General features: G+C 70.9%; 28 protein-coding genes. 22 read left to right on the top strand and 6 right to left on the bottom strand.

The features are described from left to right. Nucleotides 1-65: 65 nt before the first annotated feature. From LZP97_RS00845 to LZP97_RS00870, 6 genes are all read left to right on the top strand, one after another. Nucleotides 66-2,543 carry an HAD-IC family P-type ATPase gene (locus tag LZP97_RS00845; protein ID WP_010593104.1) on the top strand — a complete coding sequence of 826 codons (2,478 nt, stop codon included), beginning with the start codon at nucleotides 66-68 and terminating at the stop codon, nucleotides 2,541-2,543. Between the two features lie 96 nt (nucleotides 2,544-2,639). Then, nucleotides 2,640-2,924, top strand: coding sequence for an antitoxin (locus tag LZP97_RS00850; RefSeq protein WP_048774092.1), 285 nt, complete (start codon nucleotides 2,640-2,642; stop codon nucleotides 2,922-2,924). A gap of 177 nt (nucleotides 2,925-3,101) precedes the next feature. After that, nucleotides 3,102-3,320: an antitoxin gene (locus tag LZP97_RS00855; RefSeq protein WP_225222245.1), complete on the top strand. Its 219-nt coding sequence runs from the start codon at nucleotides 3,102-3,104 to the stop codon at nucleotides 3,318-3,320. Nucleotides 3,321-3,409: 89 nt separating this feature from the next. Next, nucleotides 3,410-3,598, top strand: a complete 189-nt coding sequence (locus LZP97_RS00860) for an antitoxin (protein ID WP_010593101.1) — start codon at nucleotides 3,410-3,412, stop codon at nucleotides 3,596-3,598. Between the two features lie 165 nt (nucleotides 3,599-3,763). After that, entirely contained in the window at nucleotides 3,764-4,429 is a 666-nt protein-coding gene (locus LZP97_RS00865; protein ID WP_225222247.1) for a universal stress protein, read from the top strand. Between the two features lie 94 nt (nucleotides 4,430-4,523). Continuing rightward, on the top strand, nucleotides 4,524-6,161 hold the full coding sequence (locus tag LZP97_RS00870) for a Na+/H+ antiporter (protein ID WP_010593099.1): 1,638 nt from the start codon (nucleotides 4,524-4,526) through the stop codon (nucleotides 6,159-6,161). A gap of 25 nt (nucleotides 6,162-6,186) precedes the next feature. On the opposite strand, the gene LZP97_RS00875 is transcribed toward LZP97_RS00870, so the two are convergent. Continuing rightward, nucleotides 6,187-6,696 (bottom strand): DUF4385 domain-containing protein, encoded by a 510-nt coding sequence (locus tag LZP97_RS00875; RefSeq protein WP_048774091.1) that lies wholly within the window; start codon nucleotides 6,694-6,696, stop codon nucleotides 6,187-6,189. 174 nt (nucleotides 6,697-6,870) lie between these two features. Here LZP97_RS00875 and LZP97_RS00880 point away from each other — a divergent pair, with 174 nt between their 5' ends. From LZP97_RS00880 to LZP97_RS00915, 8 genes are all read left to right on the top strand, one after another. Next, the gene (locus LZP97_RS00880) at nucleotides 6,871-8,088 is read left to right on the top strand and encodes a sensor histidine kinase (RefSeq protein WP_026137457.1); all 1,218 of its coding nucleotides are present in this window, start codon (nucleotides 6,871-6,873) and stop codon (nucleotides 8,086-8,088) included. An 88-nt stretch (nucleotides 8,089-8,176) separates the two neighbouring features. After that, a complete protein-coding gene (locus LZP97_RS00885) occupies nucleotides 8,177-8,965 on the top strand; it encodes a LytR/AlgR family response regulator transcription factor (protein WP_017679397.1) in 789 nt (262 codons plus the stop codon). 146 nt (nucleotides 8,966-9,111) lie between these two features. Beyond that, nucleotides 9,112-9,417: a hypothetical protein gene (locus tag LZP97_RS00890; protein WP_225222349.1), complete on the top strand. Its 306-nt coding sequence runs from the start codon at nucleotides 9,112-9,114 to the stop codon at nucleotides 9,415-9,417. A 7-nt stretch (nucleotides 9,418-9,424) separates the two neighbouring features. After that, on the top strand, nucleotides 9,425-11,236 hold the full coding sequence (locus LZP97_RS00895) for a sodium/solute symporter (RefSeq protein ID WP_010593094.1): 1,812 nt from the start codon (nucleotides 9,425-9,427) through the stop codon (nucleotides 11,234-11,236). 160 nt (nucleotides 11,237-11,396) lie between these two features. Continuing rightward, entirely contained in the window at nucleotides 11,397-11,759 is a 363-nt protein-coding gene (locus tag LZP97_RS00900) for a DUF485 domain-containing protein (protein ID WP_010593093.1), read from the top strand. Nucleotides 11,760-11,779: 20 nt separating this feature from the next. Then, the gene (locus LZP97_RS00905) at nucleotides 11,780-13,414 is read left to right on the top strand and encodes a solute symporter family protein (RefSeq protein ID WP_010593092.1); all 1,635 of its coding nucleotides are present in this window, start codon (nucleotides 11,780-11,782) and stop codon (nucleotides 13,412-13,414) included. 71 nt (nucleotides 13,415-13,485) lie between these two features. Next, nucleotides 13,486-13,917, top strand: coding sequence for a type II toxin-antitoxin system Rv0910 family toxin (locus LZP97_RS00910; RefSeq protein WP_010593091.1), 432 nt, complete (start codon nucleotides 13,486-13,488; stop codon nucleotides 13,915-13,917). A gap of 101 nt (nucleotides 13,918-14,018) precedes the next feature. Continuing rightward, nucleotides 14,019-16,280: an ATP-dependent DNA ligase gene (locus LZP97_RS00915; RefSeq protein ID WP_048774089.1), complete on the top strand. Its 2,262-nt coding sequence runs from the start codon at nucleotides 14,019-14,021 to the stop codon at nucleotides 16,278-16,280. A gap of 32 nt (nucleotides 16,281-16,312) precedes the next feature. On the opposite strand, the gene LZP97_RS00920 is transcribed toward LZP97_RS00915, so the two are convergent. After that, nucleotides 16,313-17,017 (bottom strand): MerR family transcriptional regulator, encoded by a 705-nt coding sequence (locus LZP97_RS00920; RefSeq protein WP_010593089.1) that lies wholly within the window; start codon nucleotides 17,015-17,017, stop codon nucleotides 16,313-16,315. Nucleotides 17,018-17,130: 113 nt separating this feature from the next. Between LZP97_RS00920 and LZP97_RS00925 the strand changes: the two genes are divergently transcribed. The 3 genes from LZP97_RS00925 (at nucleotide 17,131) to LZP97_RS00935 (ending at nucleotide 19,812) form a co-directional block, all read left to right on the top strand. Beyond that, complete coding sequence (locus LZP97_RS00925) at nucleotides 17,131-18,348, top strand: erythromycin esterase family protein (protein ID WP_048774087.1); 1,218 nt, start codon at nucleotides 17,131-17,133, stop codon at nucleotides 18,346-18,348. Nucleotides 18,349-18,645: 297 nt separating this feature from the next. Beyond that, nucleotides 18,646-19,413, top strand: a complete 768-nt coding sequence (gene mddA, locus LZP97_RS00930) for a methanethiol S-methyltransferase (RefSeq protein WP_010593087.1) — start codon at nucleotides 18,646-18,648, stop codon at nucleotides 19,411-19,413. Nucleotides 19,414-19,482: 69 nt separating this feature from the next. Beyond that, nucleotides 19,483-19,812 carry a YnfA family protein gene (locus LZP97_RS00935; RefSeq protein WP_010593086.1) on the top strand — a complete coding sequence of 110 codons (330 nt, stop codon included), beginning with the start codon at nucleotides 19,483-19,485 and terminating at the stop codon, nucleotides 19,810-19,812. 12 nt (nucleotides 19,813-19,824) lie between these two features. Here the strand turns inward: LZP97_RS00935 and LZP97_RS00940 are convergent, their stop codons facing one another. The 3 genes from LZP97_RS00940 to LZP97_RS00950 all read right to left on the bottom strand — a co-directional run bounded on the left by LZP97_RS00940 (nucleotide 19,825) and on the right by LZP97_RS00950 (nucleotide 22,489). Beyond that, on the bottom strand, nucleotides 19,825-20,283 hold the full coding sequence (locus tag LZP97_RS00940; RefSeq protein WP_010593085.1) for a hypothetical protein: 459 nt from the start codon (nucleotides 20,281-20,283) through the stop codon (nucleotides 19,825-19,827). A 149-nt stretch (nucleotides 20,284-20,432) separates the two neighbouring features. Then, entirely contained in the window at nucleotides 20,433-21,197 is a 765-nt protein-coding gene (locus LZP97_RS00945; protein ID WP_017679401.1) for an amidohydrolase family protein, read from the bottom strand. Continuing rightward, a complete protein-coding gene (locus LZP97_RS00950) occupies nucleotides 21,194-22,489 on the bottom strand; it encodes a lactate 2-monooxygenase (RefSeq protein WP_010593083.1) in 1,296 nt (431 codons plus the stop codon). The genes LZP97_RS00945 and LZP97_RS00950 overlap by 4 nt, the downstream gene beginning before the upstream one ends. A gap of 200 nt (nucleotides 22,490-22,689) precedes the next feature. Here LZP97_RS00950 and LZP97_RS00955 point away from each other — a divergent pair, with 200 nt between their 5' ends. The 4 genes from LZP97_RS00955 (at nucleotide 22,690) to LZP97_RS00970 (ending at nucleotide 24,184) form a co-directional block, all read left to right on the top strand. After that, nucleotides 22,690-23,004, top strand: a complete 315-nt coding sequence (locus tag LZP97_RS00955; protein ID WP_010593082.1) for a rhodanese-like domain-containing protein — start codon at nucleotides 22,690-22,692, stop codon at nucleotides 23,002-23,004. Beyond that, nucleotides 23,001-23,360: a rhodanese-like domain-containing protein gene (locus tag LZP97_RS00960; RefSeq protein ID WP_010593081.1), complete on the top strand. Its 360-nt coding sequence runs from the start codon at nucleotides 23,001-23,003 to the stop codon at nucleotides 23,358-23,360. Before LZP97_RS00955 ends, LZP97_RS00960 begins: the two co-directional genes overlap by 4 nt. A 115-nt stretch (nucleotides 23,361-23,475) precedes the next feature. Next, on the top strand, nucleotides 23,476-23,760 hold the full coding sequence (locus LZP97_RS00965; protein ID WP_040274363.1) for a metal-sensitive transcriptional regulator: 285 nt from the start codon (nucleotides 23,476-23,478) through the stop codon (nucleotides 23,758-23,760). 25 nt (nucleotides 23,761-23,785) lie between these two features. After that, the gene (locus LZP97_RS00970) at nucleotides 23,786-24,184 is read left to right on the top strand and encodes a DUF302 domain-containing protein (protein WP_010593079.1); all 399 of its coding nucleotides are present in this window, start codon (nucleotides 23,786-23,788) and stop codon (nucleotides 24,182-24,184) included. 83 nt (nucleotides 24,185-24,267) lie between these two features. On the opposite strand, the gene rpe is transcribed toward LZP97_RS00970, so the two are convergent. Beyond that, the gene (rpe, locus tag LZP97_RS00975; RefSeq protein WP_048774083.1) at nucleotides 24,268-24,987 is read right to left on the bottom strand and encodes a ribulose-phosphate 3-epimerase; all 720 of its coding nucleotides are present in this window, start codon (nucleotides 24,985-24,987) and stop codon (nucleotides 24,268-24,270) included. 98 nt (nucleotides 24,988-25,085) lie between these two features. Here rpe and LZP97_RS00980 point away from each other — a divergent pair, with 98 nt between their 5' ends. Then, nucleotides 25,086-25,829, top strand: coding sequence for a Clp protease N-terminal domain-containing protein (locus tag LZP97_RS00980; RefSeq protein WP_048774081.1), 744 nt, complete (start codon nucleotides 25,086-25,088; stop codon nucleotides 25,827-25,829). The last annotated feature ends 4 nt before the right edge of the window (nucleotides 25,830-25,833 follow it).

The raw sequence follows: 25,833 nt of genomic DNA on the forward strand, positions 1-25,833 counted from the left end.
GCCGGGTCGCGAGCCGCGTCACGGTGTGGGGGTGGATCCGCAACGGGTGGCTTAGCCTGTTTCCCATGGCAGCAGAGGAGCCCACCGCGGTCGCCGACCAGGCAGCTGTGCCCCCGACCGACGCGCGGCACGTCGCGCTGGGCCTGACCACCGAGCAGGTCGCCGAACGGGTGGCCCGGGGCGCCACCAACGACGTGCCGGACCGGGCGTCGCGGTCGGTCGGAGAGATCGTCCGCGCCAACGTCTTCACCCGCATCAACGCGATCCTCGGCGTCCTGCTGGCCATCGTCCTGGCCACCGGATCGATCATCGACGGCATGTTCGGCCTGCTGATCATCCTCAACAGCGCCATCGGCATCGTGCAGGAGATCCGCGCCAAGTGGACCCTCGACCGGCTCGCGATCGTCAGCCAGGCCAAGCCGCTCGTCCGCCGCGACGGGGTGGTGGCCGAGCTGCCGCCGCACGACGTGGTGCTCGACGACATCATCGAACTCGGACCCGGCGACCAGGCGGTGGTCGACGGCGTCGTCGTCGAGACCGAGGGACTTGAACTCGACGAATCGCTGCTCACCGGCGAGGCCGACCCCGTGCACAAGGAACTCGGCGCGCGGGTCCTCTCCGGCAGTTTCGTCGCGGCGGGCAGCGGCTCCTATCGCGCCACGAAGGTCGGCCGCGATGCGTACGCGGCCCGGCTCGCCGAGGAGGCCAGCAAGTTCACGCTCGTGCACTCGGAACTGCGCGCCGGGATCGACAAGATCCTGAAATTCATCACCTACCTGATGATTCCGGCGGGCCTGCTCATCATCTACAACCAGCTGTTCTCGAGCGGCCAGCCCCTCGGTCCCGCGCTCAGCGGCATGGTCGCCGCGCTCGTGCCGATGGTCCCCGAGGGGCTGGTACTGATGACGTCGATCGCGTTCGCCGTGGGCGTGATCCGTCTCGGTCACCGGCAGTGCCTCGTGCAGGAACTGCCGGCCATCGAGGGACTCGCCCGCGTCGACGTGGTGTGCGCCGACAAGACCGGCACGCTCACCGAGAACGGCATGCGCCTGGCCGACCTCGTGTGCGTCGACGGCAGCGACGAGGCCGCCGTCCGTGCCGCCCTCGCGGCGATGGCGGCCGACGATCCGCGTCCCAACGCCAGCGTCCTCGCCGTACGCGAGGCCCTGCCCGACGACCCCGGCTGGGGAGAGGCCACCGCCGTCGCCCCGTTCTCGTCGGCGAAGAAGTGGAGCGGCCAGTCCTACGGCACTCACGGCAACTGGGTGCTCGGCGCCCCCGACGTGCTTCTCGATCCGGCCTCGGCGACGGCCCGGCGCGCGGAGGAACTCGGCGCACAGGGACTGCGGGTGCTGCTGCTGGGCCGATGCGACCGGGCCGTCGACGACCCGCAGGCCCCCGGCGCCGTCACCGCGCAGGCCCTCGTCGTGCTCGAACAGCGGGTGCGGCCCGACGCCAAGCCCACCCTCGAGTACTTCGCGAGCCAGCACGTCGACGTCAAGGTCATCTCCGGCGACAACGCCGTCTCGGTCGGCGCTGTCGCGACGTCGCTCGGCCTGCCGCACGCCGAGCATCCCGTCGATGCCCGCGCCCTGCCGGAGGACCGCGACCGGCTCGCCGACACCCTCGACTCGGCCACCACGTTCGGTCGCGTGCGGCCGGACCAGAAACGCGCGATGGTCGGTGCGCTGCAATCGCGCGGGCACACCGTCGCCATGACCGGCGACGGGGTCAACGACGTGCTGGCGCTCAAGGACGCCGACATCGGGGTCGCGATGGGCTCCGGGAGCCCGGCCACCCGCGCGGTCGCGCAGATCGTGTTGCTGGACAACAAGTTCGCGACCCTGCCCTACGTCGTCGCCGAGGGCCGCCGGGTGATCGGCAACATCGAGCGGGTCTCGAACCTGTTCCTCACCAAGACCGTGTACTCCGTGCTGCTGGCCTTCCTCGTCGGACTGTCGGGTGCGTTGTCCCAGGTGTTCGACTACGAGCCGCTGCCGTATCCGTTCCTGCCGCGGCACGTGACGATCGCGGCCTGGTTCACCATCGGAGTCCCCGCGTTCATCCTGTCGCTCGCTCCCAACAACGAACGGGCCCGTTCCGGATTCGTCTCGCGCGTGATGCGCCTGGCGATCCCGTCGGGTGTGATCATCGGGATCAGCACCTTCGTCTGCTACCTGCTGGTGTACGCGGGGCCCGAGCAGACCGAGGCGCAGAAGATGCAGGCCGGCACCGCGGCGCTGATCACCCTGATCATGATCGCGTTGTGGGTGCTCGCCGTGGTGGCGCGGCCGTACGTGTGGTGGAAACTGGTGCTGCTGGGCGGCTCGGTGCTCGGCTACGTCGTCCTGTTCGCGTTCCCGGCCGTCCGCGAGTTCTTCGCGCTCGACATCTCCAACGTCGGCGCCATGGTCACGGCGTTCACGTGCGGGGCGATCGGCGTGGTCCTCGTGGAGGTCTCATGGTGGGTGACCGGGCGGATCCACGGTGAGCACCGTCGGTTGTTCGCCGCCAGTGAAGACCTGCTGCCCGGCGAGCACTGACCGGGGACGAGATCACTGCCCGGCCGCGGCAGGTTTGGGACCGGGCCTGCGGTGGCACGCTGAGGCATCGATCCCCCGAGCGGAAGGAGCAGGCAGATGGGCTTGAAGGATTCCATCAAGGGCCTCGTCGACAAGGGCAGGGCCTACGCGGAGAAGAACCCGGACAAGGCCGACCGGTTCGTCGACAAGGCGGGCGACGCCGCCGATGCCCGGACGGGCGGCAAGTACGCCCAGCACGTGGACAAGGTTCAGGACGCCGCGAAGAAGCACCTCGGTACCGCGGACAATCCCGTCCCCGGAACGACGCCGGCCCCCGGGGGACAACCCGGTCCGGAGTCGGATCCCGGTCCGCAGGCGCAACCGGGCCCGCGCACGCCGTAGGTGCGCACGTGCTCGGCGGGAGATCCCGGCCAGGGGGTCTCCCGCTCGGCCGGTGGCACGGCCGCGTCGACCGGTGGCACGACTGCCTCGGCTGGTGGCACGACCGCCTCGGTCGGTGGCACGCTGGTGACGACCCACGAATGCACACGGAGAAGGGGTGAGCCTGCGATGCGATTCATGGATTCGGTCAAGGGGCTGGTCGACAAGGGCAAGGACTATGCCCGGAAGAACCCGGGCACGGTGAATCGCGCCATCGACAAGGCCGGCGATGTCGCCCGGACCAAGGGACCGCGAAAGTACTCCCGGCATGTCGGCAAGGCGCAGGACGCGGTGAAGAAGACCCTCGGCACCGAACATCACGGTCCCGGCCCGGATCCCGGACCCGGCGTCCGATAGCGGCTCGGCGGACACGGCCCACGTCCGGTCGCGGCCTTGCTGTGTGGCAGGCTGGGCCCGCTCGCTCATTCGGACGAAAGGGATGCGACGTGGGCTTCATGGATTCGGTCAAGGGGATCGTCGACAAGGGCAAGGAGTTCGCGGCACAGAACCCCGACAAGATCGACGACGCGATCGAGAAGGCCGGGGACCTCGCGGACCGCAAGACCGACGGCAAGTACGCCGGCCAGGTCGACAAGGTGCAGGACGCGGCCCGGAAGGCGCTGCGCCCCGAATAGACCGCGCTGACCGAGTGCTGACCAGGTGGATCGCAGCGGATGGTCGGCACGACGGCGAATCCGGTCCTCATGGCTGCCGGATCGCGATCGCGGCAGGCACGTGTGTATATCGCCCGATTCGTCCGCAAGGTCGGACTCCCGGCTGGAATGTGTGACCATGGGACGATGCGGCCGGTAATTCTCGTCGTCTTCCTGATCGTGTGGGTGCTGATCGGCCTGGCGACCGGTCTGTGGATGGCCAGGCGCGGGCACGACCCGAGATGGACCCTGATCGCGGTTGCTCTGGGGCCGCTGTTCGTGCCGATCGCCTACGAACGCGTCGAGCGGCAGCCACGCTCCGCCCGTCCCGAGTCTCCGACAGCGCCGGTCCTCTCGGAGCCGGACGGCCTGCGGGTGCTGATCGGGTTCGACGGATCGCCCCACGCGGAGCAGGCGCTGCGGGAGGCCCGGGCGATCTTCGGTTCCCGGCTCGGCACGCTGAGCCTGGCGCAGGTGGTCTCGTTCGACACGGCGGACGAGGACTGCGCCGAGGCGACGGACGAGGTGTCCGGCCGGCTCGCGGCGGCAACCGCGGACGTCACCGGCGTCGAGGTCCGCCACGAAGTGCTGGCCGGGCCGCCGGGGGAGACGCTGTGCTGGTACGCCGCCGACGGCAAGGCGGACGTGATCGTCGTCGGCCGACGCGGCCGCGGCATGTCGCGGCGACTGCTGGGCAGCGTCTCCGCGCACCTCGTCGAGCACGCCCGGGTGCCGGTGCTCGTCGTCGAACCGGACGCACTCGAGTCGCCGTCCGCGCGACCGTCCGGCCGAGAGGCCCCGTCGCACCCCTGACGCGCACTCCTGACGCACACACGTGGACGACGCCTACGCCCGGCCACCGGCTCGTCCGACGCCGTCGAACCCCCACCCACGTCACAATCGACGGGTGAACGGGACCTGGATTCTGCTCGTCGTCATCGCCGCCATCGCCGTCACCGGTCTCGCCAACCGGAGCAACCTGCAGGCCCCACTCGTCCTCGTGACCATCGGCTCGCTCGCGTCCTTCATTCCCGGAATGCCGCGGCTCGAGCTCCATCCGCACGTCATCCTCGGGGTGGTACTGCCCCCGCTGCTCTACTCCGCGGCACTGCGCTTCTCCGTCGCGACGTTCCGCAGGCACCTCACCCCGATCCTGCGGCTCGGCATCTTCACGGTTCTCGCGACCGCGTTCGCCGTCGCGCTCTCCGCGTCCTGGCTGGTCCCGGAGTTGACCCTCGGGGCGGCGCTGGTGCTCGGTGCGGTGGTGGCGCCGACCGACGCGGTCAGTGCCGTCGCCGTAGGGCGGAAGCTCGGCCTGCCCAAGCGGGTGATCGCGGTGCTCACCGGTGAGGGCCTGGTCAACGACGCGACCGCACTGACACTGTTCGCCGTCGCGGTGTCGGCGGTCGCCGGCACCCGGGTGTTCGCGACGGATTCCCCGCTGGCGTTCTTCGGGTACGAGGTGATCGGCGGCGTGGCGATCGGCCTGCTGCTTGCCACGGTTGTGCACCTGATTCGGGGCCGAATGTACGATTCTCCGCTGGAAACCGTGCTCGGACTGGTCCTTCCGTTCACCGCCTACCTCGCCGCCGAGGAGATCGGGGCCTCCGGTGTGCTCGCCGTCGTCGCGGCCGGGCTGTACATGGGGCACCGCGCCACCGACGCGTCGGTGGCCACGCGGATCCAGGAGCGGGCCGTGTGGGAGAGCCTCGACATTCTGCTCGAGATGTTCGTCTTCGCCTACATGGGTCTGCAGCTGAAGTTCGTCATCGACGAGGTCCGCGACAACGGCCTCGACGTCCACGTCGCCTTCCTCTACGGCTTCGCGATCCTCGGCGTGGTGATCGCCGTGCGCCCCCTGTGGGTGCTGCTGCACTGGGCGCGACGACGTCTCACGCGGAGCATCGGGCTGGACCGGCTGGGCCGGGATCAGTTCAGCGGACGCGAGTACCTGGTCATCTCCTGGGCCGGGATGCGCGGGGTCGTGACCCTCGCCGCTGCCGGCGGCATCCCGTTCGTCCTCGCCTCCGGTGAGCCGTTTCCCGGACGCGAGATCGTCCAGGTGATCGCCTTCGTCGTCGCCGTGGGCACCCTGCTCGTCCAGGGCGCCACGATGCCGGCGCTCATCCGCGCGCTGAACGTCGCCGACCCGTACGAGCGGCTCTACACCGAGCAACAGACTGAACTCGCGCGCACCATCTCGGCCGCGGCGGCACGACAGCACCTCACCGAACTCGCGGCGAATCCACCGGACGGCGTGGACGCCGACGACCTGCAGCGCATCCTCGACCGGGTGAACCGGTCGATGCAGTCCCGCGCCGAGGCGCAACAGGCGGAGGACGCGGGGGAGCGCGATCCGTCCGTGCTGCACGCGGCGGCGCTGTTCGAAACGTTCCGCCGCTCGGTGCTGCGCGCCCAGCGGCAGGCTCTGATCGCTGCGCGCGACGACGGCGACCTCGACGACGAGACCTTGCGCACGGTGCTGGAGGGACTCGACATCGAGGAGGCGGCCGCGGAGGAACGGATCAACCGTCGGCGTCGCTGACCGTTCGGCCCGGACGGGTGGACCATCAGCCGTACAGCTCCCGGTGCCGCCGCCGCTGTTCCACGTACCGGGGCTCCGCCGCGGCCCGGTCCCACGCCTGCTTGAACACCGCTGCGGCCGCAGCCTTCTCCGCGTCCTCGGGACCCCGGGGGAGCTCCGCGCGGCCGTGCGCGCCGCTGCGACCCCGGCGGTCCTGCGGGACGGGCCCGTCGTACTTGCGACCACTCGGACGAGCGGCGTACCGGCGTGCCCGCGTGTACCCCATCTGGAGGAACTTGCGGGCCATGTCCGCGCCCACGAAATCTCCCTCGTCGAGATACGAGAAGAACATCGTCAGGATCGTGCCGGCACTCGTCCGGGCCTGCTCGACCGTCGCGAACCGCCAGTGCGGCAGCAACTCCGACTTGTACGGCTCGACCTTCAGCACGCCCTGCTCCCCGCGGCCGACACGGTAGAGGTGCGGCTGCCGACGCAGGTCGAGATTCGCGTAGTCGAGCGAGTAGTCGAACGGGCGGGGCCCACGTCGAGCGGTCACCCCCGGGAGTCTCCCACGGCCGATTCGGCGCCGCGCCGCCTTCGGTGCTCTGCCCGCGCCGCGAATCGGCAACTCGTAGCGTGGAGCCATGACCGACCCGCTCGACCGTGCATGCGTCCACCCGTCGCCTCCGCCGCCGGCCGGGTGCGAGCATCGGCCGGAACCGGTGACGCGGTGAACGGCACGGTCGTCGCCCTCCTCGCCGTCGCGGTGCTCGTCCTCGCCGGCGTCGCCGCCCTGTGGCTGCGCACCCGGCGCGGCCTGACCACACCGGCCGAACGCGCCGTGCACGCCACCCTGCACACCGCATCGCTCGCCGCCCGGCCGCTGCGGCGGGGCCTCGACGCGACATCCGCGCAGGAGGCCGCCCCGCACCTGCGCTCCCTCACCGGCACACCCTCCGTCGCGCTCGTCGACGCGGACGGCACCTGCCTGGCGTGGAGCGGTCCCTTCGAGGGGCTGTCCGAGCAGTTGCTCGCCGCCGCCCACCGCGCCGTCGCCGAGGATCGGCGCGTCCTCGTCGGTCACGGCGACCTCGTGCGCGGCGCCGACGATCAGGCGGCACGGGCCGTGATCGTGCAGCCGCTCGTCATCGACGGTGTCGGCGTCGTCGGCGCGCTCGGCGTCGTCACAACCACCGAACCCGGACCGGCCCTGCTCGGCGTGCTGACCGAAGTCGCCCGCTACGCCTGCAGCCAGATCGAACTCGCCGAACTCGACGCCTCCCGCGCCCGTCTCGACCGCGCCGAGGTACGGGCCCTGCGCGCGCAGATCAGCCCGCACTTCATCTACAACGCCCTCGGCACCGTCGCGTCCTTCGTGCGCACCGACCCCGAACGCGCCCGCGAACTGCTCCTCGAATTCGCCGACTTCACCCGGTACTCCTTCCGGGCAGCCGGGGAGTACACCCTGCTCGCCGACGAACTGCGCAACATCGACCGCTACCTCACGCTCGAACGGGCCCGCTTCGGCAATGCCCTCGAGGTGCGGCTGCAGGTCGCGCCGGAGGTCCTCAACGTGGTGCTGCCGTTCCTCGCCCTGCAACCCCTCGTCGAGAACGCGGTGCGGCACGGCATCGCCGGCAAGAGCACCCGCACCGGCACCATCAGCATCGTCGCCGCGGACGAGGGCACCGACTGCGTCATCAGCGTCGAGGACGACGGCGTCGGAATGGACCCCGAACTCCTGCGCTCGGGCGACCTCGACGCCGTCGCCGAGGGACAAGGTCGCACCAGCGCCAAGGAGGCGGCGCACGTGGGACTCGCCAACGTCGACGACCGCCTGCGCGCGGCGTTCGGCAACGACTACGGCCTCGTCGTCGAGACTGCCCCCGGGGCCGGGACGAAGGTCAGCATGCGGGTACCGAAGTTCCGTCCCGGGATCCGGGCATGACGCGACCCTTCCGCTACCCGGTCACCCTGGGCGCGAGTGGCCCGGTCCGCTCCGCTCGGACGGTCCGGCATGGCACGATGGACCGGCTGTGAACGAGACCACCGACACCCTCACCGTGCTGGCCGTCGACGACGAACCGCCGGCCCTCGACGAACTCGCGTACCTGCTGCGGCGGCGCGAGGAGATCGGCCACGTCCACACCGCGGGCGAGGCGACCACCGCCCTGCGGCTGCTGCGCGACGGCGGAATCGACGCGGTGTTCCTCGACATCAACATGCCCGGCCTCGACGGCCTCGAGCTCGCCGGCATCCTGCGCAACTTCGCGAACCCGCCCGCCGTCGTGTTCGTGACCGCGCACGACGACCGGGCGGTGGCGGCGTTCGACCTCGGGGCCGTCGACTACCTCCTCAAACCCCTGCGCGAGGAGCGGCTCGCCGAGGCGGTGCGCCGCATCGCCGAGCGCCGCCGCACCCGCGAAACCGAATCCGCTGCCGCGGGTGCCGCGGCCTCGGACGAGGTGATCCCCGTCGAACTCGGCGGCGTGACCACGCTGGTGCCGCGGTCGTCCGTGCAGTGGGTCGAGGCCGACGGCGACTACGCACGCCTGCACACCGGCACCGGCTCCCACCTCGTGCGCATCCCCATCTCCACGCTCGAGAGCCGCTGGGCCGACGCCGGGTTCCTGCGGGTGCACCGCTCCTATCTGGTGGCGTTGCCCCTGGTGACCGGCATCCGCAGCGTCGGTTCCGGCCTCGTGGTGTGCCTGCGCGCCGAGGAGGGCAAGCCGGCCGTCGAACTGCCGGTGAGTCGTCGTCACACCCGCGAACTCAAGGACCGCCTGATCCGCGGCCCGATGCAGACCTGGACGAGCAGATGAGTCCGTCCGGCGGCTCACCGTCGCGCAGCTCGGGGAGCGGTTCGGGCGGCCCGCCGCCGCGTGGTTCGGGCGGCCCGCCGCCGCGTGGTTCGGGCGGCCCGCCGCCGCGGGAACGGGTGGTGCTCGCCCAGCGCCGCGGTGCCCGCATGGTGCGCACCCGCGTGGAGGTCCAGGAACAGACCGAGGTCGGGGAGGCGATGGTGCGCGGCCTGGTCCGCGCCCAGCTCGGCCTCGCCACGCGGCTCGCGCTCGTCGCGGTGTGCCTGCTGTGCGCCCTGCCCGTGCTGTTCCACTTCGTGCCGCACCTGACGGACGTGACCGTGCTCGGCATCCGGTTGCCGTGGCTGCTGCTCGGCTTCGTCGGGTACCCGCTGCTGCTCGGCATCGGCCGGCTCTACGTCCGCCTGGCCGAACGCAACGAGCAGGACTTCACCGACCTGGTCGACGACTGAGCGGCCCATGGACACCGGTTCGATCCCCGTCGCCACCGTCGTCGGTCTCGTCTTCGCCGCCGCCGCCACCGTCGCGATCGGCATCTACGGAGTCCGGCTGGCCCGCACCACCTCCGACTTCCTCATCGCCTCCCGCAGCGTCGGACCCCGCTGGAACGCCGCCGCGATCTCCGGTGAATACCTTTCCGCTGCCTCCTTTCTCGGCGTAGCCGGACTCATCGCCAAGTACGGCGCCGACGCCCTGTGGTACCCGGTGGGCTTCACCGCGGGCTACCTGGGTCTGCTGCTGTTCGTCGCCGCCCCGCTGCGCCGGTCCGGCGCCTACACCGTGCCGGACTTCGCGGAGTTCCGGCTCGGTGCGCGATGGCTGCGCACCCTGTCGATGGTGATCGTCGCCGTCGTCTGCGTGCTCTACCTCGTCCCCCAGTTCCAAGGCGCGGGACTGACGCTGAACATCCTGCTCGGGGTTCCCGACTGGGTCGGCGTCGTCGCGGTCGCCGTCATCGTCGTCGGCAACGTCGTCGGCGGCGGCATGCGCTCGATCACCTTCGTCCAGGCGTTCCAGTACTGGCTCAAGCTCACCGCCGTCGCGGTGCCCGCCCTCGTGCTCGTCGTCCACTTCTTCGACGACGATCGCGCCGTCGGCCGGCCGGCGCCCCCGACGGTCACCGAGCGCACCACCGTCGACGTCACCACCGATGTCGTCGTCCAGGTCGGCGAGCCCCTCGCGGTCACGGCGACCGGACGGGTCGACGGACGGACCGTGGACGGCACCGTGCTGCTCGCGCCCGGTGAGCACGAGGTGGCCGCCGGCACGGCGCTGGTGCTCGAGCCCGGCGCGGCCGTGCCGGTGGTGGCCGGGGCACCCGCCACCAACGACGACTGGGTCGCTCCCGGCGGTGGGATCGGGGGCGCCCACCCCATGTTCCAGGTGTATTCGCTGATCCTCGCCACCTTCCTCGGCACGATGGGCTTGCCGCACGTGCTGGTGCGCTTCTACACCAACCCGGACGGGCGAGCGGCCCGCATGACGTCGCTCGCGGTGATCGCCCTGCTCGGCGTGTTCTATCTGTTCCCGACGCTGCTCGGGGTGTTCGCACGCCTGTACGTGCCGCAACTGCTCATCACGGGCCGCTCCGATGCGGCCGTGCTGCTGCTGCCGGGGTCGGTGCTCTCCGGACTGGGTGGCCAGCTGCTCGCCGCGCTCGTCGCCGCGGGGGCGATCGCGGCGTTCCTGTCCACGTCCTCGGGGTTGCTGGTCAGCGTCGCCGGTGTGCTGTCCACCGACGTGCTGCGCGGACGCGTGCGCGACTTCCGGATCGCGGCCGTCCTCGCGGGCCTGGTGCCCCTCGGCCTGTCGCTGGCGGTGACGTCGCTGGACCTGTCGCGGGCCGTGGGCCTGGTGTTCGCGGTGGCCGCCTCCACGCTGTGCCCGCTGCTGATGCTCGGCATCTGGTGGCGTGGGCTGACCGCGGTCGGCGCGGCCGCCGGCATGGTGACCGGCGCGGTGGTGGCCGGGGGCGCGGCCCTGGTCGTCGTGCTGGTGCGGATCGATCCCGAGGCCGGTGGCGGCTGGGTCGCCGCCGTCGTCGGCTACCCGGCCGCCGTGAGTGTGCCGCTCGCGTTCGCCACCATGATCGTGGTCAGCCTCGCCACCCGCGCTCGCGTCCCGGCGGACGTCGGGCGGGTCTTCTCCCGCATGCACGTGCCCGAGCGGCTCGGGATGGGCCGGGACCGGGAACTCGGGGCGTTCGAGGACACCGGCGTTCCCGCAGAGCCCCGCGGACCGGGCCAGCCGTCCCCGCGTGGGGAGCACTGAGCTGCCACTCGTCGCGCCCGGCAGACCGTTCGCCGCACCGGGCGACAGCTCACCGTGTGACCGGTGCCACCTTCTTTTCGTGTGACTCCGGTCTCACTACGGTCTACTGGTAGTACGCCTCACAGGGGCGATCCCTGAAGCCACGACCAAGGAGTCGGCAGTGACCACAGCTCACCTCGGCAAGGGCGGGGCGCTCGAACGCCGCACGCCCGATGCGCAGGACTTCGTCGACATGCAGGCGAGTCCGGAGTTCCAGGACTTGCGCCGCCGGCTCCGGCGGTTCGTCTTCCCGATGACGGGGCTCTTCCTCACCTGGTACTTCGTGTACGTCCTGCTGGCCACCTACGCCGCCGACTTCATGGCGACCAAGGTGCTCGGCAACATCAACCTCGGCCTGATCCTCGGACTCGGCCAATTCGTCTCGACGTTCGTCATCACCGCGCTCTACGTGCGGTTCGCCAATCGTGACCTGGATCCGCGGTCCGCCGCGATCCGCGAAGAGCTGGAAGGACCGGCCCAGTGACAACGAATGCGCTCGCGCATGTGACAGTTCTGGCTCAGGGTGCCACCGACGTCGGCAACCCGCTGTTCAACATCGCGATCTTCGTCGCGTTCGTCGTCGTGACGATGAGCCTGGTCATCCGGGCCAGCCGCTCGACCAAGAAGGCCTCCGACTTCTACACCGGCGGCGGGCAGTTCTCGGGCCCGCAGAACGGCTTCGCGATCGCCGGCGACTACCTGTCGGCGGCGTCGTTCCTCGGCATCGCCGGCGCCATCGCGGTCTACGGGTACGACGGCTTCCTGTACTCCATCGGCTTCCTCGTCGCCTGGCTCGTCGCCCTGCTGCTCGTCGCCGAACTGCTCCGCAACACCGGTCGGTTCACCATGGCCGACGTGCTGAGCTTCCGGCTCAAGCAGCGGCCTGTGCGCATGGCCGCCGCGCTGTCCACCCTCGCGGTGTCGCTGTTCTACCTGCTCGCCCAGATGGCCGGTGCCGGTGGCCTCGTCGCGCTGCTGCTCAACATCGACGGCCAGCTCGGCCAGGGCATCGTCGTCGCCGTGGTCGGCGTCCTGATGATCGTGTACGTGCTCGTCGGCGGCATGAAGGGCACCACCTACGTGCAGATGGTCAAGGCCGTGCTGCTCGTCGCCGGCGCCGGCATCATGTTCGTGCTCGTCCTGCTGGCTGTCCGCGGCAACTTCTCGCAGCTGCTGGCCGACGCGCAGGCCATGGTCAACAGCTCCACCAACGAGGCCGTCGCCGGTCGCGACGTGCTCGCTCCGGGCGCCAAGTACGGCATCAGCGACATGACCCGTCTCGACTTCGTCTCGCTCGGCATCGCCCTGGTGCTCGGCACCGCCGGCCTGCCGCACGTGCTGATGCGCTTCTACACCGTGCCCACCGCCAAGGAAGCACGTCGCTCGGTGACCTGGGCCATCGCCCTCATCGGCGGGTTCTACCTGTTCACCCTGGTGCTCGGCTACGGCGCCGCCAAGCTGGTCGGACCGGACGTCATCCTCGGCGCCCCCGGCAAGGAGAATTCGGCCGCGCCGCTGCTCGCCTTCGAACTCGGCGGCACCATCTTCCTCGGCATCATCTCCGCCGTCGCGTTCGCCACGATCCTTGCGGTCGTCGCCGGCCTCGCGATCACCGCGTCCGCGTCCTTCGCCCACGACATCTACGCCAGCGTGATCAAGCGCGGCAACGCCTCCGAGGAGGACCAGGTGCGGGTCTCCCGCATCACCGTCGTGGTGATCGGATTGGTCTCGATCGTGCTGGGCATCCTCGCGATGGGCCAGAACATCGCCTTCCTCGTGGCCCTGGCCTTCGCGGTCGCCGCGTCCGCCAACCTGCCGACGCTGCTGTACTCGCTGTTCTGGAAGAAGTTCAACACCACCGGCGCCCTGTTCAGCATCTACGGCGGCCTGATCAGCTGCCTGCTGCTCATCGCCCTCTCCCCGGCGGTCTCCGGCAAGCCGTCCTCGATGTTCCCGGACGCGGACTTCGCCCTCTTCCCGCTCGCCAACCCCGGCATCGTGTCGATCCCGCTGGCCTTCGTCCTCGGCATCGTCGGCACCTTCATCGGGCGCCGCAAGCTGGAGGATCCGGCCAAGCAGGCCGAGATGGAGGTCCGCTCCCTCACCGGTGTCGGTGTCGAAAAGGCTGTCGCCCACTAGGCAACACCCACGGAGCGCGGGTTCGGGGTCGATCACCCCGGGCCCGCGCTTCGGCGTCTACGCTGCCGGGCATGGCCAAACTCGAGGTATCGACCGACCTTCCGCTCGAACCGCACCTCACCTGGGTGCGCGCGTCGGACCTGCACGGATTCGACGAGTGGCTGACCATCCACGACGGGTGGCGCAGCGACCTGCCGAGCGAACTCGTCGTCGGCACCACCGCAGAGTCGGTCGTGTCGGTGAAGGGGATGCGCAACCGGGTCGCGTGGACCGTCCGCGAGATCGACTCGCCGCACCACCTCGTCCTGCACGGTTCCGGCAAGGGCGGCACCCGCTTCAAGTTGCGGATGACGGTCCGGGCCGTCGGGGTCGGTTCCGTGCTCAGCCTGAACATCGACCTGGGCGGGGCGCCGCTGTTCGGGCCGATCGGCTCGGGTGTCGCGCGGGCCCTGCACGGCGACATCGAAGCCTCACTGCGCCGATTCGCCGAACTGTACGGCTGAGCCGCCCATGAGCTGCGCCGAGGATGCACTTTTCGCGGGCGACACGCGGAGGCCGGCGCGAGAACTGCACGCTCGCCGGCCGCGCTCGGCACAATGAGGCGATGACGACCCGCACGTTCGAAGGCCGTCGTCTGAACCTGACGAACCTCGACAAGATGCTCTACCCGGAGACGGGCACCACGAAGGCCGACGTGGTCGACTACTACGTGGCCGTGGCCCCGGTGATGCTGCCGCACGTCGCGGGCCGGCCCGGCACCCGCAAGCGCTGGCCCGAAGGTGTCGGCGGCGAGTCGTTCTTCGAGAAGAACGTCGCCTCCCACGCGCCGAAGTGGCTCACCCGTAAGACGGTTCACCACAAGCAGCGTTCGGTCACCTATCCGGTCTTCGACTCCGTCGCGGCGCTGGCCTGGCTCGGGCAGCAGGCGGCACTCGAATTGCACGTGCCGCAGTGGCGGTTCGCGGGTTCCGTTCCGGGCCCTGCGACGCGGATCGTGTTCGACCTCGACCCCGGGGAGGGGGTCACCCTGGTCCAGTGCGCCGAGGTGGCCCGGCTGGTGCGCGACATGGTCGGCGGGCTGGGCTGGCCGGCCTACCCGGTCACCAGCGGCAGCAAGGGGATACACCTGTATGTTCCGCTCGACCGCGAACTCGCCCCGGGTGGGGCGTCGGCCGTGGCGAAGCAGGTGGCGATCAACCTCGAGACTCTGCATCCGGACCTGGTCACCGCGACGATGGCCAAGGCCGCACGCGGCGGGCGGGTGTTCCTCGACTGGAGCCAGAACAACCAGGCCAAGACGACCATCGCCCCGTATTCCCTGCGCGGCCGCGAGCAACCGTGGGTCGCCGCGCCCCGCACCTGGGACGAACTCGACGATCCCGGGCTGCGCCAGTTGCGGTTCGACGAGGTGCTCGCGCGACTGGACACCGCTCCCGACCCGCTCGCCGACCTCGACCCGCCGCGGCCCGAGCCCGACGCCCTGACCGAGTACCGGGGCAAACGCGACCCGTCCCGCACGCCCGAACCCGTTCCCGCCGCCGTGGGTTCCGGGCCGGGCAACGCCTTCGTCATCCAGGAACACCATGCCCGCCGGCTGCACTACGACCTGAGGCTCGAACGCGACGGGGTGCTCGCGTCGTGGGCGGTACCGAAGAACCTGCCGGACGACCCGGGCCGCAACAACCTCGCGGTGCGCACCGAGGATCATCCGCTCGAGTACCTCACCTTCCACGGCGTCATCCCCAAGGGGGAGTACGGCGCCGGCAGCATGACGATCTGGGACACCGGCAGCTACGAGACCGAGAAGTGGCGCGACGACGAGGTGATCGTGCGCCTGCACGGCGCGCGGGTGCGGGGCCGGTACGCGCTGATCCGCACGGCGGGCAACCAGTGGCTCGCCCACCGCATGAAAGACCAGGGCGGACAGGCGGGTCCGCCCTCGGGATTTCCGCGCGACCTCGAGCCCATGCTCGCGACACCGGGTGAGGTGACCGGTCTCGACGCCGACGAATGGGCCTTCGAAGGGAAGTGGGACGGCTACCGCGCCGTGGCCGAGATCGAGAACGGGCAGCTGCGGCTGCATTCGCGCTCCGGCCGCGACATCACCGGCGACTACCCCGCCCTCGCCGACCTCACCCGCGTCCTCGACGGACACGACGTCGTCCTCGACGGGGAGGTGGTCGCGTGCGACCCCGGCGGAGTCACGAGCTTTCCGTTGCTGCGGACCGGCGGCACCCCGCAGTACTTCGTGTTCGACGTCCTCTACCTCGACGGGGTGACCCTGTACCGCAAGCCCTACGCCGACCGGCGACGCGTGCTCGACGCGCTCGCGGCCGCGACCGACGGATTGATCGTGCCGGACATGCTGCGCGGCAACGGATCCGAGGCGCTCGAGGAGAGCACCCGGCGCGGCTGGGAAGGTGTGGTGGCCAAGCGGCGGAACTCGGTGTACGTGCCGGGCCGGCGCAGCCCCGACTGGGTGAAGTCGAAGAACTGGCTCACTCAGGACGTCGTCATCGGTGGCTGGCGCCTCGGGAAGGGGGCTCGTGCCGGCACCTTCGGCTCGCTGCTGGTCGGCGTGCACGGCGAGGCCGGGCTGGAGTACGTCGGCCGTGTCGGCACCGGCTTCGACGAACCCGAGCTCGCCGATCTGTCGGTCGCCCTGGCCGGTCTGCGGCGCCGCACCACCCCCTTCGCCGGTGACGTTCCGCGCGAGGACGCGCGGGACGCTGTGTGGGTGACCCCGAAACTGGTGGGGGAGGTGCGGTTCCGGGAATGGACCGACGCCGGCAAGCTCTGGCATCCGAGCTGGCGCGGGCTGCGCGACGACATCGACCCCCAGGACGTGAAGAGGCCCGCGCAGTAGAAACCGGATCCGTGGCCGCGCGGGGTCGTCGGCTACGTCTGCCGTGCCCGCTCGAGCATCGTGAGGTAGGTGTCGAGCTGGGCCGCGCCGGCGAGAAGAGCGCGGCTGCGCGTGGTCAGCCGGTCCTGCCAGGCGTCGAGAAAAGCCGTCGACGCGGCGGCGCCGTCTGCCGTGCGCAGGGAGTCGACGAACCGGGCGACCTGGGTCAGCGGATAGCCGCCCCGCCGCAGCTGCCGTGCGATCTCGGCATCGCGCACGCACTCCGGCCCGTATTCGCGGTAGCCCGTGGCCCGGTCGCGGTCGGGCCGCAGAATGCCGTGGGATTCCCAGGTGCGCAACGTGGCCGGGTGCACGCGGAGCCGGCGCGCGAGCTCACCCACCGTCAGCGGTCGACCGCGCACGGGGGTCGATGTCGCGGTGGCCAGGGCGTCCAGAGCGGTCGCCACCTCGATGCGGGTGTCACGTTCGGCGAGCAGCGCGGCGTGCGCGGCATCGACGAGCCGGTAGGCGGATTCGGTGTCGCCGCGATTGGTCGCGTGCATGATCTCCGTCGCCGGCCGGTGTCCGTGGCCCCCGCGCAACGCGAGGAAGGTGCGCAGCGCCTGTGCATGCAGGGGCGTGTAGCGCCGGTAGCCGGCCTCGCTGCGCTCGGTCGGGGGGAAGACTCCCGCGTCGTCGTAGTTGCGGATCGCCTGTGCGGACAACCCGTGTTGCCGGGCCAGGTCGACGGGTCGCACCGCGCACCTCCGGTTTGAAGGTTCGATCTGCCGATCGCAGGTCGAGTTCGCAGAAGCTTCACTCGATTCTTCAACGATAGCGTCGAGGGCAGTTCCTTCCGTAAAGGAGTGTCATGTCATCTGCCGTATCACTGCGCGGGATCGGCCGTCCGCTCGACGACCCGGCCGGCGTGGACCGTGCCCTCGACGAGCTGCTCGCCGCGCGGAGCGAGCCGCCGGTCCTGTTGGCCCTCGGTGAGCCGACCCACGGGATCGAGGCGTTCCCGCTGCTGCGTAACGAACTGCTCGCTCACCTCGTCGAACGGGGGTTCCGGTCGATCGTTCTGGAGACCGACTTCTTCGCCGCCTCCGTCGTCGACGACTACGCGGCCGGGGCGCCAGGAGAGATCGACACGGTGCTCGCGACCGGATTCAGCCACGGGTTCGGCGCCGTGCCGGGAAACCGGGAACTCGTGGAGTGGCTCCGCGCGCACAACGCCGGGTGCGCGCCGCAGGATCGGGTTCGCTTCCACGGCTTCGATGCGCCGGTGGAGTACTCCGGTGCACCGAGCCCGCGACACACCCTGGTCCGGGCCGGGGACTACCTGCCCGCGGCGCTGCGCCCCCGATCGGTCCACGACCTCGACGCCCTCCTCGGCGAGGACGCGGACTGGACCGACCAGGCGGCCATGTTCGACCCGGCGGCGTCCGTCGGCGATTCCGATCGTGCCCGCGCTCTGCGCGTCGTCGCCGACGACATCGCCGGCGCGCTGCGGCGCGCGGCACCGGCCCTGCGTGCCGCCGACCCGGCCGGTTACGACCGGGCCGTCGCGCACGCGCGCACCGCCCGGGGCCTGTTGCGCTATCACGCGGCCATGGCCCATCCCGCCCCCGATCGCATCGCCACCCTGCTCGGCGTGCGCGCCGAGATGATGGCCGAGAACCTGCTCGCGATCGTCGCGCAGGAGCGGCGACGCGGACCCGTCCTGGTGTTCGCGCACAATGCGCACCTGCAACGCGCGCAGTCCCGCATGCAGGCCGGCGAGGACGGGGCGCAGTGGGGAAGCGCCGGCGCGCACGTCGGGCTCGCCCTCGGCGAGCGCTACCTCGTCGTGGCGACCGACGCCGCCCCGCACAGCGAGCCGGGCACCCTTCAGCGTGTGCTGACCGAGGCGACGACCCGACGCGCCCTGTTCCCGGCGCCGGCTCTGCGCGCCGCGCTCGACCCGTCGATCGTCCCGGGCCCACCGATCGTGCCCGGCCACATCCCGCTGGGCCCGGCCGACCTGGACGGCGCCGACGCGATCGTCTTCGTCGCCGACACCGACGGAAAGCGGCACCGGTACTGGTAGCCATCGCAGCGGGCCTGCGGCACGCCGTCCGGACACCCTGCGCGGCAGAGCGTCTCGCGCACAGGCTCCGGCGCGCCCGCACGGGGAAGAACTCGCTCGCATCTTCGGAATTCGCCCAGGCCACGGCGTGGGCAGATACCGAAAGTGCGAGCAAGTCCGGGCGGTGGACGACCGCCGGGGTGCCGGAAAACTCACCCCGGGGTGCCTGTCCTCCTCCGCCGCGTCGGCGCACCGTGGTCACACGGCACATCCGCCGACTGTGGCACGGGCGCCGCGCCCGGAGGAGGAAGGTTCACGATGTTGCAGACGACCGACAGGGGTGGCCTGAGCCGTACCCTGATGACCGCGTACGGCGCGGTCGCCTACGCCGTGTTCTTCGCGGTGTTCCTGTACTCGATCGGGTGGGTCGAAGGTCTCGTGGTGCCCCGCACCATCGACGAGGGGCCGCAGACGCCCGTCGTCGTGGCCGTGATGGTGAACCTGGCCCTGTTGTCCGTGTTCGCCGTTCAGCATTCGGTGATGGCCCGGCCGTGGTTCAAGCGCCGGTGGACCCGCATCGTCCCGCAACCGATCGAACGCTCCACGTTCGTGCTGTTCGCCACCGCCGCCCTCGCGCTGGTGATGTGGCAGTGGCGTCCGCTGCCACAGGAGGTCTGGGACGTGGACGCGACCCCGGTGCGCGTGGCCCTGTACGCGGTGTCGTTCGCCGGATGGGGTCTCGTGCTCGCATCGACGTTCGCGATCGACCACTTCGACCTGTTCGGCCTGCGCCAGGTGCTGCGGAACTTCGCCGGGAAGTCGCCGGCCGAAGCCGAGTTCCGCACCCCGATGCTGTACCGGGTGGTGCGCCATCCGCTGTATCTGGGTTTCCTGATCGCGTTCTGGGTGGCGCCGACGATGAGCGTGGGGCACCTGCTGTTCGCCGCCGTCACCACCGGATACATCCTCGTCGCACTGCGGTTCGAGGAACACGATCTGACCGAGACGTTCGGCGACCGGTACCGCGACTACAGCGCCCGCGTGCCCCGGCTGGTACCGCGCCCGCGCGCGGTGAGCCGAACCTGACCATGTTCCGGGCCGGCTCCGGTGCGGGCGCCCCGCACCGGAGCCGTGCAACGCCGTAGGGTGCTTCGCGTGAGTATCGCGAAGTCCCTCGCCCTGTTCGCCGTGGCGGCGCTGTTCGAGATCGGCGGCGCCTGGCTCGTGTGGCAGGGGATCCGGGAACAGCGCGGCTGGATCTGGGTCGGGGCCGGGGTGATCGCGCTCGGCGCGTACGGGATGGTGGCAACGCTGCAGCCGGATGCGAACTTCGGCCGCATCCTGGCCGCCTACGGCGGAGTGTTCGTCGCCGGATCCCTCGGGTGGGCGATGATCGTCGACGGCTTCCGCCCCGACCGGTGGGACGTGGCCGGGGCGCTCGTCTGTCTGCTCGGCGTGGCGCTGATCATGTACAGCCCGCGCTGAATTCCGACGAAGTCAGCCGACGGTCACCGTCCCCACGGCCGGTGTCGAATTGCAGATCGGGCCGCTGCTCAGGTTCACCGAACCGAACACGGTGGTGAGCACGGTGCCCGGACCGGTGTTCACCACCTTCGCCAGGTTCGGGTACGTCCCCTCGAGGTCGACGATCCCCGCCTGGCCGGTGCTCTGATTGAGCCACGCGACCGACACCTGCCCGGCGGCAGGCATGGGACCCAGTCCCGGTGCGGTGGAGAACAGTACGTGCCCGGGTGGGATCCCGGGATTCGCCTCCGGTCCGGCCTGCGCGGTGACCGCCGTGATCGAGGCCAGGCTGCCCTGGTTGAGGCATCCGAAGGTCAGTGCCGTGCCGAGGGATTGGGGCGGTGCGGCGCCGGCGCTGCCGGCGAACAGGACGGCGGCCGCGATCGGCGCGGCGGTGGCGAGGATTGCTCGGGTGGTTCGGGCGGCGCTCATGCTGATGCTCCTGGGATCGGAATGTCACGTCCGGGTGCCGACCGCCGCGCCCCGCCGGCGGCGCGCCCCGCGCACCGAATGACGCCCCCGAGTGTAGATCGCGGACGGCGGAGCAGACGACGTTTCGCAGATCTTGGTTGCCGGGGATGTCAACGCACGCGGTAGAACTGCGCGGCATTGTCGTGGAGTGCCCGCGCGGCGAGTTCCGGGCCCAGGGTGTCGGTGACGATCTCGACGTCCGCGTCGAGGAACGGCCGCGGGGCCCGGGTGGACGGTAGATCGGTGCCGAACATCAGGGCGTGGGGATTCCGGTCGGCCACGGCGCGCAGCACGGGGGCGACGTCGAAGTCGACTCGGCCGAAACCGGTCGCCTTGACCCGGACCCCGCGGTCGACGAGTGCCGCCAGGTGGGGAAGTCCGGCGGCGGACAGGCCCAGGTGGTCGATGCTGACCGCGGGGAGGGCGGCGATCGTCCCGGTCAGGGTGGGCAGTGTGCGCGCGTCGACGTACAACTCGGTGTGCCAGCCGGCGACGTCGTGCACCCGGCGGGCGAGCGTGCCGAGGTGGTCGGCGGATTCCGAACCGCCGCGGCGCAGGTTGAACCGGATGCCCCGCACCCCGGCGTCGTTCAGCCGCGTGATCTCGTCGTCGGTCACGGTCGCCGGCAGCTGGGTGACTCCCACGAAGCCGGGTCCGAGCAGCGCGAGGGCGTCCAGCAGGTAGCTCTGGTCGAAGCCGTGGAAGGAGCCGGACACGACGACGCCACCGGTGACGCCGAGCCCGCGGACCCGCTCGAGATAGTCGGTCACCGTGAACGGCGGGGGCACGTATCCCTGGTTCGGGATCACCGGGAAGCGGGGATCGACGATGTGGAAGTGGGCGTCGAAGATCGGCATCCGGTGTGCACCGGTCACGTGCGGGTCACCGCGTCCGCGGTGATCTCCTTCACCGACGTCAGCCCGCTGAGCCCGAGCGTCAGGTCGAACTCGGCAATGATGTTCGCGACGGCGTCGCGGGCTCCGTCCCGGCCGCCGACGGCCAGGCCGTACAGGTGGGGGCGGCCGACGGTGACCGCGTCGGCGCCGAGCGCGAGCGCCTTGAACACATCCGATCCGGTGCGGATTCCGCTGTCGAGCAGTACCGGCACCCGGCTGTCGACGGCGGGGACGATGCCGACCAGGGCATCGAGGGCGGCGATCGCGCCGTCGACCTGGCGGCCGCCGTGGTTGGAGACGATGATGCCGTCGGCCCCGGCGTCGAGGGCACGGCGGGCGTCGTCCGGATGGAGGATGCCCTTGAGCAGCACGGGGAGATCGGTGCGTTCGCGCAGCGACTCGATCTCCGTCCACGTCAGGGAGGGTCGCGAGTAGATGTCGAGGAACGTCTCGACCGCGGCCCGGGGTTCGGGGGAGCGGAGGTTGTCGAGGAGGCGGCCGGGGTAGCGCCGGCTCATCGAGAGCAGTGACCTGATCGCGCCGAGGGTCACCTCCACCTCGGGACGGGCACCGGCGGCCGCCGCGATGCGGTCGCGGACGATGCGCACGAACGTCGGGTCCGAGGTGTACTGGGCGATCCCCTCGCCGCGGGCGAACGGCAGGGAACCGAGGTTGAGATCCTGCGGCCGCCAGCCCAGCAGGGTGGTGTCCAACGTGACGACCACGGCGTCCGCGCCGATCGCCTTCGCGCGCGCGAGCAGGCTGTCGACGAGGTCGTCGTCGCTGCTCCAGTACAACTGGAACCAGCGTGGGGCATCTCCCATCGCCGCCGCGGTGGCCTCCATCGGCGCGCAGCCCTGGTTGGAGAGGATGTAGGGCACACCGAGTTCGGCCGCCGCGCCACCGATCGCGACGTCGGCGTCGGGATGCGCGAGTTCGGCGGCGCCGACCGGCGCCAGCAGGACCGGGGCGGGCAGGGTGCGGCCGAACAGTTCGACGCTCAGGTCGCGGTGGGAGACGTCGCGCAGGACGCGGGGGACGATCTTCCAGCGGTCGAACGCCTCCCGGTTGGCGCGCATCGTCGCGCCTTCACCGGCGCCCCCGGCGATGTAGGCCCAGCCGCGGCGGCTCGTCTTCCGTCGCGCCAGACGTTCCAGCCCGGCGAAGTCGGTCGGCACCGGGGGAGTACGCCCGAGCACTCCGGCCCGGTAGATGACGTTCTGACGGGCACGGCCCGCGCCGGGCTGCGGCGCCACGGGTCCCTCGCTCATCGGCGATTCCTCCCAGGTGCATCGGGTCGGGGATCGTCTCGGACGCTACCGGAACGGTCGCGGCGCCGGACCCGGGCGGCCGTCGCCCGGGCGGGGACGGTGGACAGATCTGCATATACCCCCTAGGGTATGTAGTACCCCTCGGGGTATGAACCTCGAACGACGGCACGATGCCCACCGGTGTGGGCCGAGGAGTGGACATGAGGGAAATCGACATCACCGCATTCGCCGACGCGTGGAAGTCCGGCGCGACCGTGGTGGACGTGCGCGAGGACTACGAGTACGAGCAGGCGCACGTGCCCGGCGCCCAGTGGATTCCGCTCGGCGAACTCGGGTCCCGACTCGCCGAGATCCCGGGAGCCGACCTCGTCTACGTCGTCTGCGCCTCCGGTAATCGCAGCCTGCGCGGGGCGGACATCGTGTCCGCGTCCGGGCGGCCTGCGGTCTCGGTCGCCGGCGGCACCAAGGGCTGGCTGCGGGCCGGTCACCCGGTCGAGCAGGGTGGCACCCGATGAGCCTGCTCGAGAAGGTCAAGGCGCGCTTCGCCAAACCCTACGAGACGGTCGACGTCCGTCGCGCACGCGAGCTGCTCGAGGCCGGGGCGGTCCTCGTCGACGTGCGGTCCGCCGCCGAGTACCGGTCCGGGCACGCGCCCGTCGCACAGCACTGCGAGCTGTCCCAGGTCCCCACGCGCGCGGCGCGGATCGTCCGCAACCGGCCGGTGGTGTTCGTCTGTCACTCCGGCATGCGGTCGGCCAGCGCCGCGCGGATGTTCGCCCCGGAGGCGCAGGCGCCCGTGGCCTCGCTGCGTGGCGGCATGATCGCCTGGGAACGGGCCGGGGAGCGGGTGGTCAGGGGCGGTCGCCGCTGAAGGCGACGCCGGATCGAGCGGCCCGTGATCCGGGAGGCGGCATCGAGTCGGAAGGTGGGCGCGGGAATACCCCACGGGGTATGATGTGTTCATCTTCAGTATGAAGGGGCCGACCATGACAGTTAACACCGTGAATGCCGCAGAATCCACCACCCAGGTTCTCAACCGGCTGCGTCGCGCGCAGGGCCAGCTCGCCGGGGTCATCTCCATGATCGAGAGCGGGCGCGAGTGCCGCGAGGTGGTCACCCAGCTCGCCGCGGTCTCGCGTGCCCTGGACCGGGCCGGCTTCAAGATCGTCGCCACCCGGTTGCGGCAGTGCGTCCTCGACGAGCAGGACGACACCTGCGTCGACAAGCTGACCGAGGAGGAACTCGAGAAGCTCTTCCTCGCGCTCGCCTGACATCAGCGAATCACGAAGGAGCGCTATGACACTCGCCCTCGCCACCACGCTGCGCGCCCCGCTCGACGACGTCGTCGAGCGCACTCGTGCGGCACTGAAGGAGCAAGGCTTCGGGGTGCTCACCGAGATCGACATGCAGGCCACCCTGAAGACCAAGATCGACGTCGACATGGAGCCGTACGTCATTCTCGGGGCGTGCAACCCGCCGCTCGCGCACCGGGCCGTGTCGGCCAACCGGCAGATCGGGCTGCTGCTGCCGTGCAACGTCGTCGTCCGGCGCGATCCGGAGGACTCCGGCACGGTCCACGTCGAAGCCATGAATCCGCAGTTGATGGTGCAGGTGGCCGAAGACCCCGAGCTGCAGCCGGTCGCCGACGAGGCCGCGCGGCGGTTGCAGGCGGCGATCGACGCGCTGGGTAGCTGAGCCGTCACGACGGGCGCCGGGATGTCTCTCGGCGCCCGTTTCGCGTTCGTCGCTGCCTCCCGTGTGCCACGGTCTCCCGTGTGTCACGGTCTCCCGTACGCCGCCCGGGCCTTCTCGCGCAGCAGGCGCACGGCGCGGGCCGGGTCGTCCGTGCCGTAGACGGCCGTGCCGGCCACGAAGCAGTCGGCACCGGCCGTCGCCGCAGCCCCGATGGTGTCGAGGTTCACCCCTCCGTCGACCTCGATGAGCAGGTCGAGTTCACCTGCGTCGACCAGGCGTCGCGCCGTGCGCACCTTGTGGAGCATCTCGGGAATGAACCGTTGACCGTTGAAACCCGGCGGCACGCTCATCACCAGGAGCGTGCCGAAGTGCGCGAGCGTGCCGAGGTGCGGTTCGAGCGGGGTCTGCGGTGCGAACGCGAGACCGGCACGGGCGCCGGCGGCTCGCAGGCGACCGGCGAGGGCGATCGGGTCGCGGGTCGCCTCGATGTGCACGGAGACGTTGTACGCGCCGGCCTCGGCGTAGTCGACTGCCCACCGGTCGGGGTCCTCGATCATCAGGTGACAGTCGAGCGGCAGCGGCGTGTGCCGGGCGAGGGACCGCACGACCGGCAGCCCGAAGGTGAGGTTGGGGACGAAGTGCCCGTCCATCACGTCGATGTGCAGCCAGTCGGCTCCGCGGTCGGATCCACCGGCCACGATCCGCGCCTCGTCCGCGAGACGCGCCAGGTCGCCCGAGGCCAGGCTGGGTGCGATGAGGGGCTCGCGGCGGCGGCCGGGGCCGGTGCGGACATCGGGGTCCATGCGACGACGGTACCCGGAGTCGGCGCACGTGGGAGGCACGCCGGAATCGTCGTCAACCGAGCGTTGACGAGCGTCATGCGTCAACCTATGGTTGACGAATGACGAATCCGATCCCCATGAGCAATCCCGTGCGGCTGGACGACCTCATCGACGCCATCGAGAAGGTCCACTCCGATGCCCTCGAACAACTGACGGACGCCGTTCTCGCCGCCGAGCATCTCGGAAAGGTCGCCGACCACCTGATCGGCCACTTCGTCGACCGGGCCCGTCGCTCCGGCGCGTCCTGGACCGACATCGGCCGCAGTATGGGCGTCACCAAGCAGGCGGCCCAGAAACGTTTCGTGCCCAAGGGGTCCGCCGATCTCGATTCCGAACAAGGCTTCAGCCGATTCACCGAACGTGCCCGGAACGTCGTCGTGGCGGCACAGAACGAGGCCCGGGCGGCCGGCAATGCCGAGATCGCCCCGGAGCATCTCGTGCTCGGTCTGCTGAGCGAACCCGAAGCCCTCGCGATGCGCGCGCTCGTCGCGCAGGATGTGTCGCCGGACGCGGTCCGTCGCGCCGTGGCGGCGACGCTCCCGCCGGCGACGGGGGATGTGCCCGACCTGATCCCCTACGACGCGCGCGCCCGGAAAGTGCTGGAACTGACCTTCCGGCAGGCGCTGCGGCTCGGGCACAACTACATCGGCACCGAGCACATCCTCCTCGCCCTGCTCGACCACGAGAACGGCAGCGGCGTTCTCGGCGGTCTCGGGGTGGACGCCGCCGCCGCCGAAGCGCACGTCGCCGAGGCCGTGGCGGCGGAACAGGCCGCGTACGAGTCGCACGGACGATCGGACTGAGCAG

The organism is Rhodococcus sp. DMF-1, from assembly GCF_021441945.1.
In the GTDB taxonomy this organism is placed as follows: Bacteria; Actinomycetota; Actinomycetes; order Mycobacteriales; family Mycobacteriaceae; genus Rhodococcus; species Rhodococcus ruber.